This window comes from Vagococcus entomophilus (genome assembly GCF_003987595.1).
GTDB classification, from domain to species: Bacteria; Bacillota; Bacilli; order Lactobacillales; family Vagococcaceae; genus Vagococcus_E; species Vagococcus_E entomophilus.
In genome coordinates, this window is record NZ_NGJZ01000001.1 from 864862 (window position 1) to 885276 (window position 20415).

At 35.4% G+C, this 20415-nt stretch carries 19 protein-coding genes and 1 pseudogene; 4 read left to right on the forward strand and 16 right to left on the reverse strand.

Annotated features, from left to right (window positions below):
- Positions 1-76 precede the first annotated feature (76 nt).
- The 3 genes from CBF30_RS04000 to alr all read right to left on the reverse strand — a co-directional run bounded on the left by CBF30_RS04000 (position 77) and on the right by alr (position 3928).
- Positions 77-1423 (reverse strand): DEAD/DEAH box helicase, encoded by a 1347-nt coding sequence (locus CBF30_RS04000; protein WP_126822990.1) that lies wholly within the window; start codon positions 1421-1423, stop codon positions 77-79.
- 69 nt (positions 1424-1492) lie between these two features.
- Complete coding sequence (locus CBF30_RS04005; protein ID WP_126823777.1) at positions 1493-2434, reverse strand: AEC family transporter; 942 nt, start codon at positions 2432-2434, stop codon at positions 1493-1495.
- Between the two features lie 375 nt (positions 2435-2809).
- Entirely contained in the window at positions 2810-3928 is a 1119-nt protein-coding gene (gene alr / locus CBF30_RS04010) for an alanine racemase (protein WP_126822992.1), read from the reverse strand.
- Between the two features lie 213 nt (positions 3929-4141).
- Between alr and CBF30_RS04015 the strand changes: the two are divergent.
- Positions 4142-4771: pseudogene (locus CBF30_RS04015) on the forward strand (nitroreductase family protein).
- A 59-nt stretch (positions 4772-4830) separates the two neighbouring features.
- Here the strand turns inward: CBF30_RS04015 and CBF30_RS04020 are convergent.
- A complete protein-coding gene (locus CBF30_RS04020) occupies positions 4831-5151 on the reverse strand; it encodes an MGMT family protein (protein WP_126823779.1) in 321 nt (106 codons plus the stop codon).
- Positions 5152-5276: 125 nt separating this feature from the next.
- The gene (locus tag CBF30_RS04025) at positions 5277-6038 is read right to left on the reverse strand and encodes an SDR family oxidoreductase (RefSeq protein WP_126822994.1); all 762 of its coding nucleotides are present in this window, start codon (positions 6036-6038) and stop codon (positions 5277-5279) included.
- Positions 6039-6838: 800 nt separating this feature from the next.
- Here CBF30_RS04025 and CBF30_RS04030 point away from each other — a divergent pair.
- Positions 6839-7072 (forward strand): hypothetical protein, encoded by a 234-nt coding sequence (locus tag CBF30_RS04030; protein ID WP_126822997.1) that lies wholly within the window; start codon positions 6839-6841, stop codon positions 7070-7072.
- A 67-nt stretch (positions 7073-7139) separates the two neighbouring features.
- Here CBF30_RS04030 and CBF30_RS04035 read toward each other — a convergent pair whose 3' ends face one another.
- Together CBF30_RS04035 and CBF30_RS04040 are read right to left on the reverse strand one after the other, a co-directional pair.
- Positions 7140-7820: a hypothetical protein gene (locus tag CBF30_RS04035; RefSeq protein WP_126822999.1), complete on the reverse strand. Its 681-nt coding sequence runs from the start codon at positions 7818-7820 to the stop codon at positions 7140-7142.
- Between the two features lie 3 nt (positions 7821-7823).
- Complete coding sequence (locus tag CBF30_RS04040; RefSeq protein WP_126823001.1) at positions 7824-8354, reverse strand: Panacea domain-containing protein; 531 nt, start codon at positions 8352-8354, stop codon at positions 7824-7826.
- Between the two features lie 344 nt (positions 8355-8698).
- Between CBF30_RS04040 and CBF30_RS12155 the strand changes: the two genes are divergently transcribed.
- The gene (locus CBF30_RS12155) at positions 8699-8992 is read left to right on the forward strand and encodes a DUF5960 family protein (RefSeq protein ID WP_126823003.1); all 294 of its coding nucleotides are present in this window, start codon (positions 8699-8701) and stop codon (positions 8990-8992) included.
- A 2-nt stretch (positions 8993-8994) separates the two neighbouring features.
- A complete protein-coding gene (locus CBF30_RS04050) occupies positions 8995-9261 on the forward strand; it encodes a hypothetical protein (RefSeq protein WP_126823005.1) in 267 nt (88 codons plus the stop codon).
- Between the two features lie 350 nt (positions 9262-9611).
- Here CBF30_RS04050 and CBF30_RS04055 read toward each other — a convergent pair whose 3' ends face one another.
- The 9 genes from CBF30_RS04055 to gpG form a co-directional block, all read right to left on the reverse strand.
- Positions 9612-10829: a LysM peptidoglycan-binding domain-containing protein gene (locus CBF30_RS04055; RefSeq protein WP_126823007.1), complete on the reverse strand. Its 1218-nt coding sequence runs from the start codon at positions 10827-10829 to the stop codon at positions 9612-9614.
- Between the two features lie 41 nt (positions 10830-10870).
- Positions 10871-11083 carry a phage holin gene (locus CBF30_RS04060; protein WP_126823009.1) on the reverse strand — a complete coding sequence of 71 codons (213 nt, stop codon included), beginning with the start codon at positions 11081-11083 and terminating at the stop codon, positions 10871-10873.
- A 1-nt stretch (position 11084) separates the two neighbouring features.
- Positions 11085-11438 carry a hypothetical protein gene (locus CBF30_RS04065; protein ID WP_126823781.1) on the reverse strand — a complete coding sequence of 118 codons (354 nt, stop codon included), beginning with the start codon at positions 11436-11438 and terminating at the stop codon, positions 11085-11087.
- Positions 11439-11470: 32 nt separating this feature from the next.
- Positions 11471-11617, reverse strand: coding sequence for a CD1375 family protein (locus CBF30_RS11770; RefSeq protein ID WP_170168929.1), 147 nt, complete (start codon positions 11615-11617; stop codon positions 11471-11473).
- Positions 11617-11892 carry a hypothetical protein gene (locus tag CBF30_RS04070; RefSeq protein WP_126823011.1) on the reverse strand — a complete coding sequence of 92 codons (276 nt, stop codon included), beginning with the start codon at positions 11890-11892 and terminating at the stop codon, positions 11617-11619. The genes CBF30_RS11770 and CBF30_RS04070 overlap by 1 nt, the downstream gene beginning before the upstream one ends.
- Before the next feature lie 16 nt (positions 11893-11908).
- A complete protein-coding gene (locus CBF30_RS04075; RefSeq protein WP_126823013.1) occupies positions 11909-14437 on the reverse strand; it encodes a phage tail protein in 2529 nt (842 codons plus the stop codon).
- Positions 14437-15942, reverse strand: coding sequence for a distal tail protein Dit (locus CBF30_RS04080; protein ID WP_245975026.1), 1506 nt, complete (start codon positions 15940-15942; stop codon positions 14437-14439). Before CBF30_RS04080 ends, CBF30_RS04075 begins: the two co-directional genes overlap by 1 nt.
- A gap of 2 nt (positions 15943-15944) precedes the next feature.
- Positions 15945-19895, reverse strand: a complete 3951-nt coding sequence (locus tag CBF30_RS04085) for a phage tail tape measure protein (protein ID WP_126823017.1) — start codon at positions 19893-19895, stop codon at positions 15945-15947.
- 200 nt (positions 19896-20095) lie between these two features.
- Positions 20096-20404, reverse strand: a complete 309-nt coding sequence (gene gpG, locus CBF30_RS04090) for a phage tail assembly chaperone G (protein WP_126823019.1) — start codon at positions 20402-20404, stop codon at positions 20096-20098.
- Positions 20405-20415 lie beyond the last annotated feature (11 nt).

Sequence of the window (20415 nt, forward strand, 5' to 3'; positions counted from 1 at the left end):
TAAAAACAAAAGAGACTGGGGAATCTGACTTTAACCGTCAGACCTCAGCCTCCTTAATAAAATAACTAAACACTCATTAATTATGAGATTGTTTTTTTGACTTCTTAATCGCACGAGCCTGTGAACGACGCTCCACTTTTTTCTTCTGACGTGCATCATCAGCAATCGCCCGATTAATTTTTTTCTTATAGCCAGGCTTGATTTTTTTCTTTTTCTTTTTGACTAATCCTATCATGGTCGGATCTAATTCTACTTGTGACTTTTCACGTTTTTTCCGACGATTTCGGTCATAGGTTTCTACAATTTCACCATTTTTTAAGTCTTTTGGTTGAAAATGAATACCTAATTTTTCGATTTCAGCAATTTCAGCTTCTTGGCCTGGTTCGTAAAGTGTGATAGCTGTTCCAGTTAGACCGTTTCTTCCAGTCCTCCCAACACGGTGAATGAAAAAGGTCAAATCATTAGGAATCTCTGCATTGATGACATGAGAAACCCCTTCAATATCAATCCCTCTCGCTGCCAAGTCAGTTGCGACTACGTACTGGTAATCTAAATTTTGAACTTGTTTCATAATGCGCTTTCGCTCACGTGGCTGGATATCCCCATGGACTTTAGCTGCTTTTAGACCTTGTGATTGTAAAAATTTATGAATTTCATCAACCCGTTGCTTGGTATTGGCAAAAACAATAGCTAAATACGGGTGACCAACCGTCAACAACTGATAGATCAACTGATTTTTATCTTTGCTTTTTGTCGAAATTAACCAATTTTCTATTTCACTAGAAATCACATTTTCCGCTTTAATGTGCTCAATCACAGGATTTTCTACATATTTTTTCAAAAATGGCTTGAGCTTTTCAGGAATCGTTGCTGAAAATACTAACATTTGCAAATGATCTGGCAACTGCGCGGCAATTTGATCAACTTCGCTAAGAAAACCAAGGTCCAATGTCATATCTGCTTCATCCACCACAAACTTTGTAGCAGTATGGACTTTTAGCGCCTGTTCTGTCATCATGTCTGCAATACGTCCAGGTGTTCCGATGACCACATGAGGCTGCTGATGCTTCAGCTTGCTCATTTGTCTTTGTTTGTCCGTGCCACCAACAATATTCGCTACTCGAATTTTTTTTGGTGCATGTTCTGCTAGTTGCAAAGCAGCTTGATAGATTTGTTCAGCTAGCTCTCGACTCGGTGCAGTAACAATGACTTGAACCTCTTCTTTTTCTGGATCTATGCCATCAAACAATGGAAGTAAAAATGTGTGTGTTTTTCCTGAACCTGTTTGAGATTGTCCGATTACGTTACGACCTGACTGAATCACAGGAATTAATTTTTTTTGTACCTCTGTTGGTGTCTCAAAATGAATCTCTGCTAAAGCTTCATTTAGATAGGGTTGTAGTTGAAATGATTTAAATGTCATTTTTGGCACCTCTTTTCTTTGTATCAATAATCCTTTAGCATTATAGCATAAAAGCCGTAAATTACCTATCTAAAAAACAAAATGCAATAATATTGGAATAATAAATAAATAAAGTAATACCGAATAAGTCAAACTAGTGGTTGAAAATTCCGTATCTGCTTTGTAGCTTCTAGTTAGTATTGGAACAGAATTTTGAACTGGCATGGCAGATTGAATAATAAATACTTTCAACATCATTGGAGGAATTGGGATGATATATGAAAGGCCCAAAACGACCAATGGTGAAATCAAGTATCGTCCTAAAAGCACACCAAAGGTATCTTTATTCATTTTCAGATTTGTAATTCCAGTAAAATAAACGATGGTTCCAATAAAGAGCATAGAAAGCGGCGTTGTTAAGTCGCCTAAATAACCTAAAAAGTCTTTTACAAAATGAGGAGTTGGGATACCGAGCAATAGCCAGAATAGTCCGACAATAAACCCTAATAAAGCGGGTGAAAAAATTTGCTTAATAGCTGTAAAAAAATTAAATTTGATTTGACTTTGTTTAATCCCAGGGGAGTCTGTTGCAATCAAATAAACACCAATTGTCCAAAAAAATGTCGTATTACAAATATAATAAAGTAATACATAAGGTACTGCTACCTCTCCAAATATCGCAAGATTAATTGGAAGACCAATAAAAATAGTGTTGGATGCGGTAAACATTGTTTCAAAAGTTCCTTGTCTTGAACGCGGAACTTTCGTCAGCTTAGCATAAATAATACTAATGACAAATGTTACTAGTATAGAGGTGATTGGTAGTAACATACCTTTAAACAAATGAAGAAATTGATCTTTTGAAAACTTTTGAGTAATATTTAAAAACATACTCGCTGGTAGCGCAAAATTTAAAACCAATTTTGAAAAAGTATCGGCAATCATATTGTCAAACCATTTCTTCCAAGTTAATAAATATCCTAAAAACATTAAAGCAAAAATAACAAATATATTTAAATACGCAGTAAGCACTTTTTCCACCCTTATCTTCTTTAGTTTTCTAACCCGCTCATCTTGGCTGTTAGAATCTCTTTTTTTCTAATTCTTGATACATATGGATTTCCTCTTACAAAAATTCGTAACCGCAGATCTGTCCAAATACCCTGATTCAGAATTCCAATCTTTCTAGATATTAGAATTTCTTGAGGGTTTTTCATCACATCTGCTCATCCATGCTAGGCATACACTTGCCATTATCAGCATGGCAAGTGGCAGCCTCTTTTCCTGTATAAGCTTTATGTCAACAATATAGCCAGAGAAACCCCTTGATTTGTAGGATATGAAAGTTTGCACCTAGCATCATTCGTGCGATTTTCTCGTTTTTTGGATGCACATAATCAAACGGCATTATTTTATAACCCTTGGCACACGTTCTGTAATATTACAGACAATTTCATAATTAATCGTCCCAACATAGTCTGCAATATCTTGAACCGTGATCTCTTGGTGTTGATTTTTACCGATAACCGTGACTTTTGTCCCAGTAGGATATTCTTTAGGCAGTCTCAACATACATTGATCCATGCACACTCGACCAACGATTGGCGCTTTTTCTCCATCCACTAGCATATAAAAGCCAGACATATCTCGTCTAATCCCATCCGCATAACCGATTGGTACGGTTCCAATCCACTCATCCGTTTGTGTTTGATATTCACCCCCGTATCCGATTCGTTCTTTTGCTTGTACTTTTTTCACCTGAATCAATTCCGTTTCAAGAGACAGAGCTGGTTCAAGCTGATACGGAGAGTCCAACAATGTACCAGAAGGATTTAACCCATATACTGACACACCAAAGCGGATCATATTGGATTGCCACGCTTCATGCCATAGTGCGGTTGCGGTATTGGCAGTATGAACATATCGGATATCTTGAGGAAGAATAGCTAGCGCCTTTAAGAAACGCTGCTGCTGTTTTAAAAAATAAGCCTCATCCGAACCATCTGCCGTGGCAAAGTGAGTGAACACTCCTTCTAATTCAAAGACTTTCGATGTGATTACTAAGTCGCGAGCTTGTGTCAATTCCTTTTCTTCTCTAAAGCCAATCCGTCCCATGCCACTGTCAATTTTCAAATGAACTTTGATTGGCTTTTGACAGTTTTCTTGCTTGTAAATTGTTTCTATTTCCTTCAACCACTCATACGTAGGTGCAGTGACTGAAAGATTGTACTCTGTCAGCAGTCGAACATACGATGGACTTATAGGTTCGAGAATTAAGATGGGGTCCTTAAAACCAGCCTCTCTCAACTCAAGCGCTTCATCTAAGATTGCAACACAAAATCCTGTTGCACCACAGTCTTTCGCTATTTTCGAAACAGTAACAGCCCCATGTCCATAGCCATCGGCTTTAACGACAGCAAATAGTTCTGCTCGACCCTCTAATTGTTTTATTTCCTCCGAAATATTGTGTGCAATTGCTTTTTGATTCACACAAGCAATCGTTGGTCTATGCTTTCCAATTACCATGATTGTTGCCTCCATTTCGCCATCATGCGATAATTCTTCATTTAATTGTATACTTTCAGGCTTTTAAAATCCACAAAATTAAAGACTTTTTTCGATTTTTATAACATTTTTTGCATTTTTTACTTTTGTATAGTAAGCATATTCTTTGAAAAAAAGATTTTTTTCTACTATCATTCATTAGAAAAAATTTTTATTTCCTTTAGGAGGAGACTTATGTACAAAAAAAATAATTTTGCTGAAATTTTGCATGGTAGAAAATCGATTAGGGCCTATCATCCAGATATTAAAATAACGCGTAGTGAAATGAAGGAACTATTGCAAGATGTAACGACTGCACCTTCTTCAATTAATATGCAGCCATGGCGTTTTGTTGTGATAGATACCGAACAAGGAAAAGACACACTGCGTCCGCTTGTTCACTTCAATCAGAAGCAAAATGATACTTCTGCTGCCATGATTGCAATTTTAGGTGATTTGAATAACTTTGAAAATGCTGAAAAAATTTATTAAACAGCCGTCGACAAAGGCTTGATGCCAAAAGAAGTCAAGGAAAAGCAACTCGCAACCTTCGCTCCTTTATACGAAGGGATGTCGCGTGAGAAGATGGAAGAAACTGTCTTAATCGATGGCGGACTTGCCGCCATGCAATTGATGCTTGTTGCTAGAGCTTATGGATACGACACAAATCCAATTGGCGGATTTGATCGAGAACATTTGGTCGAGTCACTCGGTCTGGATCCCAAACGCTATCTACCTGTCATGATCGTCTCAATCGGAAAGGCAGCTGAAAGCGGGTATAAATCTGTTCGCCTCCCTGTTGAGGAAGTTACTTTTTGGCGATAACCCTCTCATAATAGAAAAAGAGTGTGAAACAAAAGCAACTAGCACTTTTGTTTCACACTCTAAATTTTTGAAAAGTTTTTATCATAACCCTTACCATCCCAAGAGGATACTTTCATATCAATCTTTTCATTTGCTTTAAAAATAACTTCTTCAGCCAATAATGTCTGCTTCCGTTCCTTTGCGCATTCTCCTACAATTTGACCATCCGCCCGCACAACTCGGTGCGCTGGAAGCCTATCTGGACAATGACGCATGGCACGACCAACCCTGCGGGCAGCATTTAACTGTCCTAATAACCAAGAAATCTGACTGTATGAGACTACTTTTCCATATGGGACTTGGCTTACTACACTGTATACTAATTCATCAAAATACTCCATCCGCACTTTCCCCCAAAATATTCACCGAAATAATACTTTTTTAATTTTTGTCCAAAATAATTCTCTTTGACATTATATCATAAAAGCTGGCTTTTCGATGACTGGTCTAGGGTCAGTAATTCTGCTTAATAAGCTGTTTGTCCACCGTCCGCAACAAGTACTTCGCCATTAATAAAACTAGAATCCTCACTAGCTAAGAATAACACTGCAGAAGCAATTTCCTCTGATTCCCCCAGCCTTGGCAGTAAGCTCATGCCACTGCGACAGATTGCAGAACCATAAGGATCAAGATTTTGCATTGATTCACCAATATTTGTTTTAGTGGCCCCTGGTGCAATGGCATTGCATCTAATCCCTTCTTTTGCATAAAGATAGCCAGTGTTTTTTGTCAAACCAATCACTGCATGCTTGGACGCTGTATAGGCTGCTCCTGCATTTCCCCCTCTAAACCCACCTACAGAAGCAATATTTACTATCACTCCTTTCTTCTTGTTTAAAAAAATGGGCAGTGCTTTTCTAGTCATGCGCATAACGGAACTGGTGTTGACCTCTAGAACTTTGTACCACATCTCATCACTTACCTGTCCAACTGCAGCCATATTATCCATTATTCCTGCATTGTTAACTAAAATATCAAGTGTTCCGTACTGTGTGACAGTTTCATCGAACAATGCTCGAATTTCTTCTTCTTTGGTTACATCTGTTTGAACAAATATCGCCTCACCACCATTTTGCTTAATCGTTTGCACTGTTTGTTCTCCTGCTTCTTTGTTCCTATCTGACACCACAACTTTTGCTCCTTCATGTGCAAATAAATGCGCAGTTGCTTGTCCCATTCCACTTGCTGCACCTGTAACAATCGCAACTTTGTTTAGTAATTTCTTCATAAGACTAACTCCTCTATATTCATTTTAATTTAAAAAATAAGCATTGAATGATTCAATGCTGTGCCACTATCCTAGTAAAAATAGTTTGATAAAACATTGCAAAGTTCTTGCTAAAATGTTAATCCATTGAATCGGAATTTACACTGTATCAAGAAGCACTTGATTTATCTGCTACATTCCTTTATAATCAAACGAAATATGGAGGTATTTATGAATAAAATAATTGCAAATGGTGTATTTACGCCTATAAAGATAAGTAGTTTGGTTTTAATATTATCCTTCCTGTATTTGTCTGATTCTTTCTAGTTGCTTTTATATCAGCATTCATATTACTTTTGGCTTTTCTTTATAATTTAATTTCATCTGTAAAGGATAGTCAAAGGATAGTCATTTAATTTTAGTGAAACACACCTCATTCACGTTAATAAAGGTGTGTTTTTTATTATTTTTATCAATAAAACTATTGACATACTTCAAGTCTTGAAGTATAATTATATATGTAGAAAGGAGTTGAAAAAGTGAGTAAGAGAAAAAAGAAAAAAAGTTCTTCTAATAAAAAGAAAGAGCTACTAGTAATCTTAAGTTTAGTACTCTCAATACTAAACATACTAGATAAGCTACTTTCTATAATAGAAAAACTTTTGTGATTGAGTTGAGGGGTTCGCCCCTCTTCTTAAATTATACAATTGCTTACTCATTATAGCAAATGAAAAAAGAAAAACTTGTAACTGTAACTATTATATTATTAATTATTGCGATTGCTTTAACCTTGATTAATTTCTTTTTGTAGGAGGGATAAAATGTATTGGCTCGATAAATTTAAAGAAGACTACAATTTTAAAAGTAACTACGTGCTGTCTAAAAAGTCTGGGGTATATGAATCAACAATCAGCATGATGATAAAAAAGCAAACAAAGTGTGAAAATCTTAAATTTCATACTGCTTTAAAATTCGCTAAAGCTGCGAGTATACCAGTAGATGAATTAGAAAAGTATTTTGATTCTGAAAAAAATACGCTTGAAAAGGAAGAATAAATTTCTTTCTTTTTTATTTTAAAAAACTTCAAACCAATTTAGAGCAAATAAAAAACCCCCCTGGCACCTAATTAGTGTCGGGGGATTTTGCTAGCCATTTAAATGACTCTTTTTTTACATATTTTGAAAAACATACATCGTTATTTTTTTGATTATTATAATTTTCTTCCATAACTCGTTCGCTTGGTTTTCCAAGGTTACCGCTCGGTATAAACAAATGATAAAAATCAATAAAAATCAATGAAATTATCGTTTTATTTTTTTCTTTAGTATAAAGACTTATAAGTCTTACCTTGCCCTTTTGATGTTCTGTGCTTACTGTGCTTTTTCGTATTCTTCCTTCAAAGAGAGCATCAACCAAATCTTCATCATATTCTCTAATTATTTCCTTTATTCTTTCTTTATATTTTCCTGATACTTGTACAGCAGGTAAATCGTGTCTATCCCAATTTTCACAAAGAAATTTTTCATTTTCCGTAATTAAATTAATAGCTTCTCTTAAGTCTGGAGTAATCATATAGTTTTCCGGTAAGAAATTAGTGAATTTTAAATGATTCATTTTTTTTGACCTAAAAACTTCATTCTTATAAAGCTGACATTCTTTATCTGAACCTTTTGTTTTTAAAACAATGCTTTGTTTTTCGTTATCTTTAGAAACACCTAATAATTTCTCGTTTTTATTTGAAGCATCGAAAGAACTTGATTTGTTCTTGCTAAGTAGAATGTTTTCTATATCTTGCTTTGACATTAGCTAAATTGCACTCGCTGCATTTAGTTTTTCATAATATTCATTAATTAGCGTTTCAGAATCTATAGTTGGACTAGCATATTTGTGTTCTCTATCAAATTTAGTTTTCCATGCTTTGTCTTCATGCGTTCTATCTACTAAATCAAACTCTGTCATTTTGTTTAAAGTTCCTACTAAATCATCAATAAACCCCATGATTTCTCTCATTTCGTCGTCTTGATACTTATCTGTATTGTCTTCTAAATTATCATATTTTCCATTCTTGTTGTCCGTATATACCTTTCGTATAACCGGACCGTATTCCCAAGCTTCGAATTCTTCTGCAAAAAGTTTTTTTGGGTAATTAGTAGACATCTCAGATATTCTACCGTTCTCTGTGTTTTGTTCTTCACATATTTTTCCATAAGTTGCTCCATAAAAAGCATACAAGAAATATAAAGTCTTTTGCAATCGTAAAGGACTTGTAGTTCTCATAACGTTTTTCAAGTGTGCGATTAGATCTTCGATTTTCTCAAAGACTACTTTCTTTTCCATAAAGAGCTCCCTCCTTTATATGTCTGAAGTATCCTTATAGTTACACAATATCACAACTAAATGAATATTCATAGATGCAAGCTTAAAAAAGTTCAGCTTATTTATTAGCTAATTTTTTTCTAATAGAAACTCAAAAAAGTCATCTTATTTATTTAGCTGATTTATTTTCTAATAGAAACACGAAAAATATTAGCTTATTTATTCGCTAATTCATTTATGTTAAATTATTTTTTTGTATAAAAATATTCGATGCTATTTCGTTTTTAAATTTACGAATTAATTCTTAGTTCCCTCTTTACAAAAAGAACGCACGTTCGTATAATATCTTTAAAGGAAGTGATCGTGTGAAAAGTAAAAGTGTAGATATCGCATTTCATTGTGCTGAAACAGAAGCTTTTGAGAAACACTATTATGAACTAGTTTCATTCCCTATTCCTTTATTATTTCATCAAGAGTCTATTGTAAAGACAATGCAGAACACACAGAAAGATTATTTCATTGTTCCTCGAAAGTATTCAGTGACAGGAAAAGATTTGATATTTCATTTCAGAAAAGAGATACAAGACGATTGTACACTTTACTACTACCGAGGTGTTTCGTCTAATAAAAAAATTATAAGAAAATTCAAGGAGAGTTGATTATGAAGAATTTGTCATGCGTAGGTATTGTAGATAAAATTAGATTGATTCATAGTTTCCCAAATTCACTTGTGAGATTTACGCTGCACACTAAAGATGATGATTACAATTGTTTCATCAGTGGTGACAAAGCTCATAAACTTCTCTTTCTTGATAACAACAAATTTGAGATTGCAGCTTTTGGACATTTGAACGATAAAGGTAATTATATAGTAGAAAAATACATGATTCGCAATCATAATGAGTTTACGCTAAAGTTTGCAGTATAAAAAAAGAACCCCCACTGACTACGAACAGTGAGGGAACACCATGCTTTAAAGGCTAAGCTTATTAAGACTTTAAAGCTCAACATCCTATTAAAAAATAGGAGAAAGAATATTATATATAGGTTTCAGCTATATATAAATGGTAACATGCCCTCGTTATTCTTGCAAGAGTACCAAAAATATTTATCTGGAATTTCTAGTACAACTTTTAAAGAATACGATTTTTTTAATTTTCATAACAAAATTAATTTTTAAAAAAGAAAAAAACTCATTTTTTTACTTTTATATTTTATTTTTTTATTTAAAACAAAAAAAAGCCCCTACATCCTTAATTGGATTGCAGGGCTTTTTTATTATTTATTTAGTTTTTGTCCGGGGAAAATTAAATTCGGATTCGAAATAGAATTCTTACTTTGCAAGTTGTTAACTGTAGTCCCTAGCTTGCTTGCAATGTCAGATAACGTGTCTCCACTTTTCACTGTGTACGTAGTTTGACTAGTATTACCGCTAGTTTTAAGCGTTTGACCTGCGTAGATTAGATTAGCATTAGCGATGTTATTTGCTGATTGTAACGCGCTAACAGTCGTACCTAATTTGTTTGCAATACCTGATAACGTGTCTCCGCTTCGCACCACATAAGTTGAGCTAACAGCGTTATTTGTGTTTCCTCCACCGTTGTTATTTACTTTAATCACTTGACCTACGTGGATAATATAAGGTTTGCTGATACCGTTTAAGCTTGCAATTTCCGTCCAGTTCTTACCAAATTTAATTCCGATACCGCTTAGTGTATCACCATTCACGACTGTGTATGTTGAAGCATTTGGATTTGGAACTGGTGTAGGTGGAATTACTTTATGTTCTGTATCTTTGTCTTTTGTAAACACACCTTTATAGTCAATAGATACATCAAAGTTTTTGCCCGGAATTCCTTGGAATTGATAGTCGCTAGCCCATTGCCATGCCGAACGACCTGTAAATTTAAGATTGCTAGCAAGAGGATTTGCAACGTACTGTGCAATCCAACCTTGGGTATCCGTTAAATTAAATCTACTATTTAATAGATAACTTCCTGTGTAAACTTCGGGATTTTTGTAACCGTTCGCCCATAACGTATTTTCAAACGCTTTGTTTAAGACATTGTTTGTCAATACATCACGATTGTATACTTGATTGTCTTCTTGGTCATTTACCATGATAGTATCTTTATCAGCACCTAATTCTTTTGCTACGTTGATGAAGTAGTTTGCTTCTGCTTGCGCTTCTGCAACGCTATTATATCGTGCAAAGTGATAAAAGCTTACAGTTAAACCTGCTGCACGTGCGTTGTTTGCTTGAACAGTCGCGTAAGGATTGACGTAATTTGTACCTTCCGTTGCTTTTACAACAACGCCTTTCACACCCTCTGACTTCATTTTTTGATAGTCTGAAACACTCAAACTGCCTTGATGACTTGACACGTCTACGAAGTCTGTTCGTGGGATCCCTGGAGTATATTTTGTGATTGCAGCACTGGCCAAATTTGGTAAAAATACTGTCAAAATTACTACTGATGCTAAAAACTTTTTCATTTCATTTCCTCTTTTCTTTTTTTATTAAAATAAAAAACGTCTTATTCAGACGTTTCATCATGGCTGATTACAATACCCGATACAGTTAAAATCACGAATATTGTATTTAAGATATCGAGTAATTCTTTTTGTAAACTATCTGTTTGAAAAGCAATTCCAAAAAGTTTTAGCACCTCTTGTGCTAATAACAAAATAGCTGGAATCATTGCCAACCAAAAACTTTTTGTCTTCATTTTTTCTTTAATGTTATTCATATTATCTTCCTCCGATCGCTTTTATAATTTCTAAGACGACTGCTAATACTGTTCCTGTGGCTGCACTTATACCTAGAATTAACTTCCACGCATTCGTGCTATTCAACATTTTAAGCTCATGTTGATGCGTTTCACTTTTTTCGTTACGCTCTAGGACAGCTCTCAATATTTCTGCGTTTTGTTCAGACTGTCTTGTGTTCTGCTCACGCAAGAAACGATTCGATTCATCTACTCTTGTGAGTCCTTCGTTCATCGATTTTTGCATCTCTAATGTCATATCGTTTAATCTACTCAACTCTTTATCATGCTGATTCAACTTTTTCTCATGTAACTCTACTTGTTTTTCTAATTCCACCGTTTTCACCAACTTCGCTTAAATTAAAAAGACTAGTTCTCACTAGTCTTATCAGCTTCTCTTTCTGAAATATACTTTGCTACTTTCGATTTGTACGTCGCAGGTACTTGTTCAATCGTGATTTTACCTAAGTCTATTTGCATCACGAAAAATCTAATAATAGTGTCTAATTTACTCATTATTTCACTCCTAAGTTGTAAAGCGTTAGCTCTTCTAGCATTGCAATTCTATCTTCAAATATAATAGATTCATCATTTTCTTCGTTCTCATTGTCATTTTCTATGACAACTTCTACTTCTTTCCATTTCTGATTGATAAAATCAAATGTGATATTTTTAAACAACAAGCCTTCAGGAATTTTTACATCAGTATACGGTTCTTTTATTTCGAAATCATCTTGAACATCCATCTCACCGTAAGAACCATTTTTCCCAACTATATAAATTTTTTTCATCATTTTCCTCCTTTGATTATGCCAACGGCATTAAACAATTTATACGACATTCATTAAAATTATTAGGAGTTCTAACTACAATTTCTCCTCCTTGTGTGAGACCTAGTGTCGCCCCATCACCACCGTTGACAGAAACTGTTGCATTACAGTCTGCTGTCATAAAATCTTTTATTTTCATTGAGGCAATATCTAATGTTCCCCAGTATTGCCAGCCACCGCCACCGCCACCGCTAGAGTTGCGAGTTAAAATACCAAAGAAGTTTACAAAAGGCATATTATTGATGAAAACAAGTTTCGCTTTAGGCCGATATTGATTAGTAGTATTGTTATACCAGCTAAAACCACTTTTAATCCCGCACCACCACCATGGATATTGTACTAAGTATTTAGCCTCCGTAACGCCTGTCCCAATATCTTTGTCATAAAAATATAATTGACTTGTAGACAGTTCGTATCCATTAATTTTTACTCCTTGTGAATTAAAAACTTGCGATCCTGTTGACAGAGGATTTATAACAACGTTACCACTCTGACCATTTGCCGTTTTGTAATCTATACGAACGTTGGCCCCCTCTACCGTGGTTGTTCCAGTCAACTTTTCTCCTTGAAGTTCAACATCCTTGAATGTATTTACGATTTTAGAACCTGTAATTTGAGCGGAATCAATCGCTACTGACGTTAGCTGTTTGATAATTAAACTATCTTGCTGTATTTGTGCAGACTGCCATTCCGTTCCACTCCATTTGAAAATCCCAGTAATATCTCCGTTTCCATCCGATTGCCACCAATTATCTCCTGTTGTGGGGCTTTGTGGTTCTGTAGTACTAATTGTTGTTGAATTTACTTCTTTTAGCCTTTTTTCAACGTCTTCCATTATTGCTATGTCATACATAGGTAAAAATGAATAATCTTTCGCATCGTTTGACGGCGTAATGGTATCTTGGTTATAAGACAGACCAAGGAAAGATTTTCCTGTTGCATCTGATGACATGTTTTTACCATTAACATCATCAGCAAACATTATCCAAGTATATTTAGTTTCGCCGTTTTTACCCGGGGCCCCATTTTCACCGTCGCTCGTCACAAACAAAGTTACTTCTTTACTATTAACAGCATTATCTATATCACTTGCTTTAAACGATTCAACTTTGTAAACTGCTTTAGATACTACGTCAGAAGCTTGTACCGTCAAGCTTTTTTGAGTTGCAATATAAGAATTATCTTTATACCATTTATACACAAAACTGTCTGTGACGATATTTACTCCGTCTCTTACAACTGTTTTTAGCGTTGTTTCTCCTTCGTTGTTTTTAAACACTGTACCGTTATCGCTGATTATATCGAGTGAGTATTGTTTGTTTGCGTTAACTAGTTCTTGCATCTTATCAAGCAACGATTGATCGATTTGACTACTTGACTCTGTAACGTTTGAGAATGTTGTTTTGCAATTTGAAGAAGTTGGATTACTTAAACTTCTTTCTTGCTCCGTAACACGTGCTGTTAAGTACAACTTAGGGTTAAACCCTTCATCTTCCACTTGAACAGTATCACCGATATTCGTTTTTAAATAACCAGAAATTTCATAGGTGACTTTAGGTATCATATTTTTTTTCAGTTCAGCTAATGCCCTTCCCCAGAGACTTTCAATACTGCTTATTTCCGTCTCCCAATTTGTTGCTATATATCGCTGTTTACTATCAGAAGTCAGAGTGGACGGGAACTGATTTTTAGCACGCGGAGCATATATAACATCCGGATTATATCCATTAGCATCAGTATTAGTTGTAAAAAAAATCAAATTTTGTTGATCATCATATATGTATCTATTCAACGATTTTAGAGTAAGTCCATCTGCACCAGTCGGGTTTATTGCCGTATACAGGTCAGTGATGTTGGCTGTTCTGGTAATCCCTGTCACTTCTTTTCCGTAGCGTAACGTAATATCTTTTCTATTAGTACCAATACCTTGATATTCGTCATTGTGTGCTTTATACACGTGCATGTCTACCCGCTCTAAACTATAATTATCATTTAAAACTGTTTTAAATTCGATTTCTGCATCAAATACATTAGCCAAAGAAAAAAGACGAGCAAGAACTGTGTCTTCTCCCGTCCATTCATTAGAGATTTTTTTATCTGACACTTCGTTAATAACTAAATTTAATGTTTTTTCAGAATCAAACACATTTAGATATTGAGAAAAAGAAAGTGATTTACCTTTGTATGCTCCTTTTTTTTCATTTACTAGCTCAAGTGATAGTGAATAACATGTCACTTCAACAGTTAATTCATCACGAATAACTTCCACTATATTTAGGTTATAGTCAACATTATCGAGAACGAAAGAAATTTTTCCACCTTCTTTGATATCCAAACTATCTGGATGCTTAGCAGATGTTTTAAACGTAAATGTAAAAGCGTTACCTTGCAAATATTCATGTAGCGTATCATCTTTAAAATGCAGTGCCTTTTTTGCAGAATTATCTATAAATCCTAACACTGTATCATAAGCATTTTTTATCGCAATACGTGGTGATTTAGTCATCACAAAAACACCTCCGTGATGGTTGCTACGGCGTCAGGGGCTTTTTTACTATACGCCGAATAATACAATTGAACTTTTGTTTCGCCAGGCTTAGCTAAAAAGTAACTACTCCCTTTTATTTCTTCCCCTGCTGAAGCTACTCCGTTTATATAAATTTTCGTAGAATCACCGTCAACATACAAATTACTCCCACTTGAATAACGATTTGGTACATTCGAAAGATAATCTGTAAAATCTTTCCTAAACGTTTCCCCGCCAAAGGTCAGAATAGTGTTTGCTTCTTGACCTAACCAGACGCCTAAAAACATTGCTGTGTCGGTTACTTTTACGTTTTTCAAACTAGGTGCGACAATACTTTTAATAAATCCGCCTTTCTCCATTCCGCCAAAATGAAAATTGAACTTATCTTTTTCTTTTGTAATCATCATTTCTGTCATGCCACGAGTGAAAATATTTTCGTTATTTGGACTATACTTGTATTCTTCTCCAACTGGGCCTTCTGCGGTTCCACAACGAATGTATGCTTCATTTGCTACTAAACTACTTTTCCTAAAAGAAACATACGCAACCATTTTTCCGTTTGAATCTCTCAACTCATAATATATAAGCCCCGTCTGATTCATTTTTCCTGTTTCAAAGCCGAACGCTGGGCGACAAGCGAATACATCCGCACCAACATCGCCATTTGAATCAGCAGAAACTTTTCTTCCTAGCGAAATTCCGTAATATGCCCTATTTGATTCCATTCCGTAATTTGCGACTGCTGCTACTTTTTTACCCCGGACATTAGTATAGCCAATCGCTCCCTTGCACACTAAATCGTATTGGCCTAAGTATTTGTTAAACGTATACTCGTTTACTTTCCAACCATTTTTCTCAACAACTTCCGCTGTCATTTCCTTATCATTCACAACCCACTCTGACGGTTGTACGTCGGAATCAGTGCTATTACCTATTTGTATAACACCATTTTCAGAAACAATCCCAATGAAGCCATTTTCGTCGTTGTGATGTATGTCATAACTAATCGAAGTTTCTTCGGTGCCTTCGTTTATGATTGTTGCTTCTAAAATGCCATTTGAATTGAGATAAAATGGGTATTGCTTTGCAGAAGTAGAATATGATATTCCATCAGGCACGAGAAATTCTATACTCGTTGTCGCTAAGTTTTTATCATCAATACTTATTTCACTTGCACCCTCAAATACACATTCCCAGTATCTGTCTGGCATATTAGAAAATACTAATTTTTCAAGATTTTTTTTATTTAGTAACAGAGTTATTAGATCTTTTATTTCAGGTACTTCTAACCCCTTGCTTACTTCTGACAATAAAGTTATATCAATTTTCAAAGTGTATTCTTTTCTTTGAGTTTTCAAAAATTCCACGCCAGCTGTAGCTGGATTTGAATTCGTTGTTGATTCTTTGCTAATTAGAGGTATAGTAATTTTGTTAACAACGAAAAAAGGTGACGTATCAACGCCACCGAAATTCATAGTAATCATACTCAATTTTTAATCCCCCTCAATAAATTTTGTATTTTTGTTCTGTCGTTTTGGGCTTTAGTTACGGAATTGGAAGTCAAAGACCCTACTTCTTTACTGTCTACGTAAAGATTAGAATCTTTTTGCAACAATTTAGTTAGCAACATAATAACATCATCCCAACGAGAATCAGAATCGTTGCTTTTAGCTGAGACTGTTCCTCCAGAAATCCCCATCATTTGAATAGCTTGAGCCATTAAATCTAAAGAACGAGCTTTGTTTGTTAACGGAATAACCATCTCTGGTTTGTTCCCTTCTCCTACCATGGCCAAGTGCTGTTTCGTAATGATTCCACCATTCTCATAGCCAACACCTCGATAAGCGTTAGTTAGAGAACCATATCGGCTTACTGCATATCGAATAGAAGCAAGAATGTTAGAGAGTGGATCAGTTAATGATTTGTCGTAACCCGGACGAGCGTATGCTCTGAAAGTTGGTTCAATCACTTGTAAGAGACCTTTGGAAGGAATACCATTTTTAGCGTTGATATCCCAATTGTTGACCGCATTAGGATTACCGCCCGATTCCGTTTGCATTTGATACAAGAGTGCTTTCAGGTTGCCAGCAGAATATTGTTGTTCCATTTTGAGAGCCTTAGTCGCAAGCCCACGCCATTGTTCTACACCAGCCGATGGGTTGTATTTCACTTTAGGACTTTCTTCGTCAAATAGTTTTTTGATCCATCCGACCATAGAACCCTTAACTTTGCCAATCATTCCTTTAGCCATGTCGAGAGCAACACCTCCGACCCCGTCGTAATCAACAAATTTCGAAACTACCTTCTCAAGTAATTTAGACGGATTCGATATGTAATCAAAAACATCTCCTATTCCACTAACTATTTTCTTACCTACATTTTTAGTTCCATTCCAAATACCACTAAACCAATCACCAACATTTCCATTTTTATATCTAAAAGTAGGCCCTTTACGTCCCATAATATTTGCTGTTTGTTCAGCATTATAGACTCTAGTTCCTTTAGGCATATTAGGAATAAACACATTTTTGCCTTTAGGAATAAACGCTTGACCATCCGGAGTTTGAACTATTTCAGCGCCACGTCCATCGTTAACTAGAGCGTTACCACCTGGATGGCCCTCTGTACCTTTAGCGTAAGGTTTCCAGTCGTCTATTTTAGATTTAGAACCAAATTTTTCTAGTATCCAGTTTGCTCCACCAATTATTTTATTAACAGGAAGAGCTATTCCGTTGACTGCTCCTTTCCAAATAGAAACAAATGCATCTTTTAACGCTCCACCGCCTCTTAAAATTCCATCTTTCATTTTTCCCGGTACAGCCACTACTTTATCTACTATATCTTTTACTCCATTAACGAAGAATCCTTTTATTCCAGACCACATCGAGCTGAATGCAGATAATGAATTGGCTTTAAAATTAGAAAAGAATTCTAAAATTTTAGAAACCCAGCCTGTGACAGAACCTATAACTCCTGTTATGCCTTCACTGAAAAATGTTTTAATCCCTGTCCACATACCGCTAATTAAGCCGCTCGCACCTGAAACAAGGCTTCCTATACCTCCTAAAATTTTTCCAATAAACATTATGTTTATATAGTTCCAAATTAATTGAATTGCACCAAAGAAAATATTCTTAATCCCTTCCCATAGAGTAGAAAAGTTTAACGTAAGAATACCAGTGAAAACTAAGACAATTCCTTCAATTATTTTGATTGCCCCTGCAATAACGCCTTTAATATTATCCCACACAGTTTCTACAATAAATAAGATAGCAGTTAAAGCTACAGAGAAAATCGGTTTGATAATATTCCAGAAATTTTGAAGAGCTTGAATAATTTGAGGGCTATATCGATTCCAAAAATCCATTATTCCAGAAGCTTTAGACATAAAGAAACTAGAAATTTCAGAAAAAGCACTCACTAAAGCATCACGGATGGATTGAACTGTAGTTAGTATTTTAGTTACTGTCTCATTGCTAAACATTGTATTTAATATATCCAAGCCTTTTATATTACTTGTAGAATCAAATGAAAATAAATCTTTTATTGCCACAAATAATTTACCAATCCATGTAATTCCGCTCTTTATATTTCCCCATATGGAAGACATTACGTCTCCAAAACTCTTGCCTTTCGAATTTAACGCTACGAAAGCAATACCTAATCCAGCTATAGCTCCTACCACTAAAGTTATAGGAGAAAAAAGCGTCGAAAATAGCCCTGCAATCCACGGTAGTAAGCCTCCTGCTTGTGCGATGACTCCGCTTAATATTCCAAATCCTCCTGATAACTTTGCCAAAGCTGCAATTGCGACACTAAAGCCTTGACCAACCGAACCCACTACCATTAAAAGTGGACCAATAACGGCGGTTAAACCAGCTACCGTCAAAATAGTTTTTTTGGTCTTATCACTCAACTGTATAAAAGACTTTACAAGAGTAGTTACCTTTTCAATTATTGGTGTAAATACAGGTAATAATTGCTCTCCGAATACAGTAGATAAATTTTTAATAGACTCTTTGAATTTATTTAACTGATTTTTGTCAGTGTTATTCATTTGATTAGCTAATTTTTGCGTATACCCGCTAGCTTTTTCCGTTTCTCCAGTTAAATTAGTTAGTGCGTCTGCTCCTTGATTAACTAAGATGTTCATCCCTGTTTGTGCTTCTGTACCAAATGCCAAAGCTAGATATTGTGCTCTTGTAGCTCCGTTCCATCCTTGCGTCCCTTTTTCTATTTGAGAAAGGATTTCCGGAAATCCTATTGCACCTTTTTGGAAAGCTTCAAAATTGACACCCATAGCTGCCATAGCTGCCGCATTAGCATCGCTTGGTTTTAAAAGTTTTGATAACGCTCCTCTTAAAGCGGTACCCGCTTTATCAGCTTCTATACCGTTATTAGAAAGCAAACCTATAGCAGATGCTGTTTCTTCAACACTCATTCCTAAAGAGTTGGCCACTGGTCCAACGTATTCCATTGCCTTCCCTAAGTCTTCAAATCCAGTCGAAGTTAAATTTGCAACGTAAGTCAAGCTGTCAGTAACCCTTTGCGTATTTTTTAGTGTAGCGGTAGTAGATTCTGCTTTTAGTCCGAATTGTTCTAGAATACTCGTTGAAGCACTCATTACAGTAGCAAAATCATCACCAGAGGCTACTGTAGCATCTAAAATGGATGGCATGGCTCCTAGAGTTTGTTCGTACGTGTATCCTTTTTTTATAATTTCTTCCATACCTTCATTGATAGAATCAGTAGAAATACCATACTTGCTCGACCACTCAACAGACTTATCACCTAGTTCTTCAATCTGCTTAGTGAGTTTTCCTTGAGAAACGCTTCCGTCATTGATTAAAGCTCGAATAGTTTGTAGTTGACCACTAAAATTTGCTGCATTATTATATGCAACACCTAAGGATGCCACAATCGGTAAAGATACTTTAGTTGTAGCACCCTTACCAATATCTTTTATACTGGTACTGACACTTTTTATTTTGTCTTTGATTTTATCTAGACCTTCACTCAATTTTGTGAACGGGCTATTATCAATCGCCATTTGTTTTTTCATATTAGACATTGCATCGTCGGTTTGCTTAATTTGTTTTTCTAAGCTACCGGCACGAGCAATAGCTTTGTTTAACTCATCCGCATATTTAGCAGATTGCTTCGTGGCGTTTCCATTTTCGTCTAGGCTATCCTTATATGCATCTCTTAGCTTGTCTATTTGGTTTCGAGTAGCATCTAAAGTCTTTTGCAAGCCACTATATTTTGCTTGCAATACGCCCAATTTATCCCCACTCGCTCCTATAACACTCATTTGTGCTTTCATAGCATTCATGTTTGAAGTTATTGCTTTTTTTGCCCCTTCTAAACCTTTAGAAAAAGCCGAACTATCTAGACCTAGCTCAATAATCATATTTCCTAATGGTTGCTTATTCGCCATATTCTTCCTCCTTTCCTAAAGAGATTTTATAAAGTCACCTAAATCCATAGGTTTTCCTTTTGAGTTGTTACCTTTGTTAGGTTTCATAATGACTTGCATTAATAGCTCAAAGTCTGCATTTTCAATATCTTCAATTGCCCATCCGTTTTTGACAAGTTGACGGCACATATCAATATATTGATCTTTCGCTTCACTTGCGCTTACTTTTTTGCTTTCCCATTAGATTGCTTATCTCCACCTACAACAGTTGTTACAACCCCTTGAAGTTCTTCCATTAGTTTTTCACTAGCTATACCATCCAAAATGGAATCTTCAGTTACTTTTTCGTTGTCGAACACATCCACAACATAATCGATTAAACCGTCTAACTGTTTAACATATGATGTTTCTGTTTCTAATTTTTCCATGACTTCAAATGCTTTACGAACGGCTCTTCCTGTTAATTTTTTCGTTTCATGTACAACCTTTTCATCGTTCTTATTTGTTAAATATAATTTCACTTTTGCCATTTAATTAATTC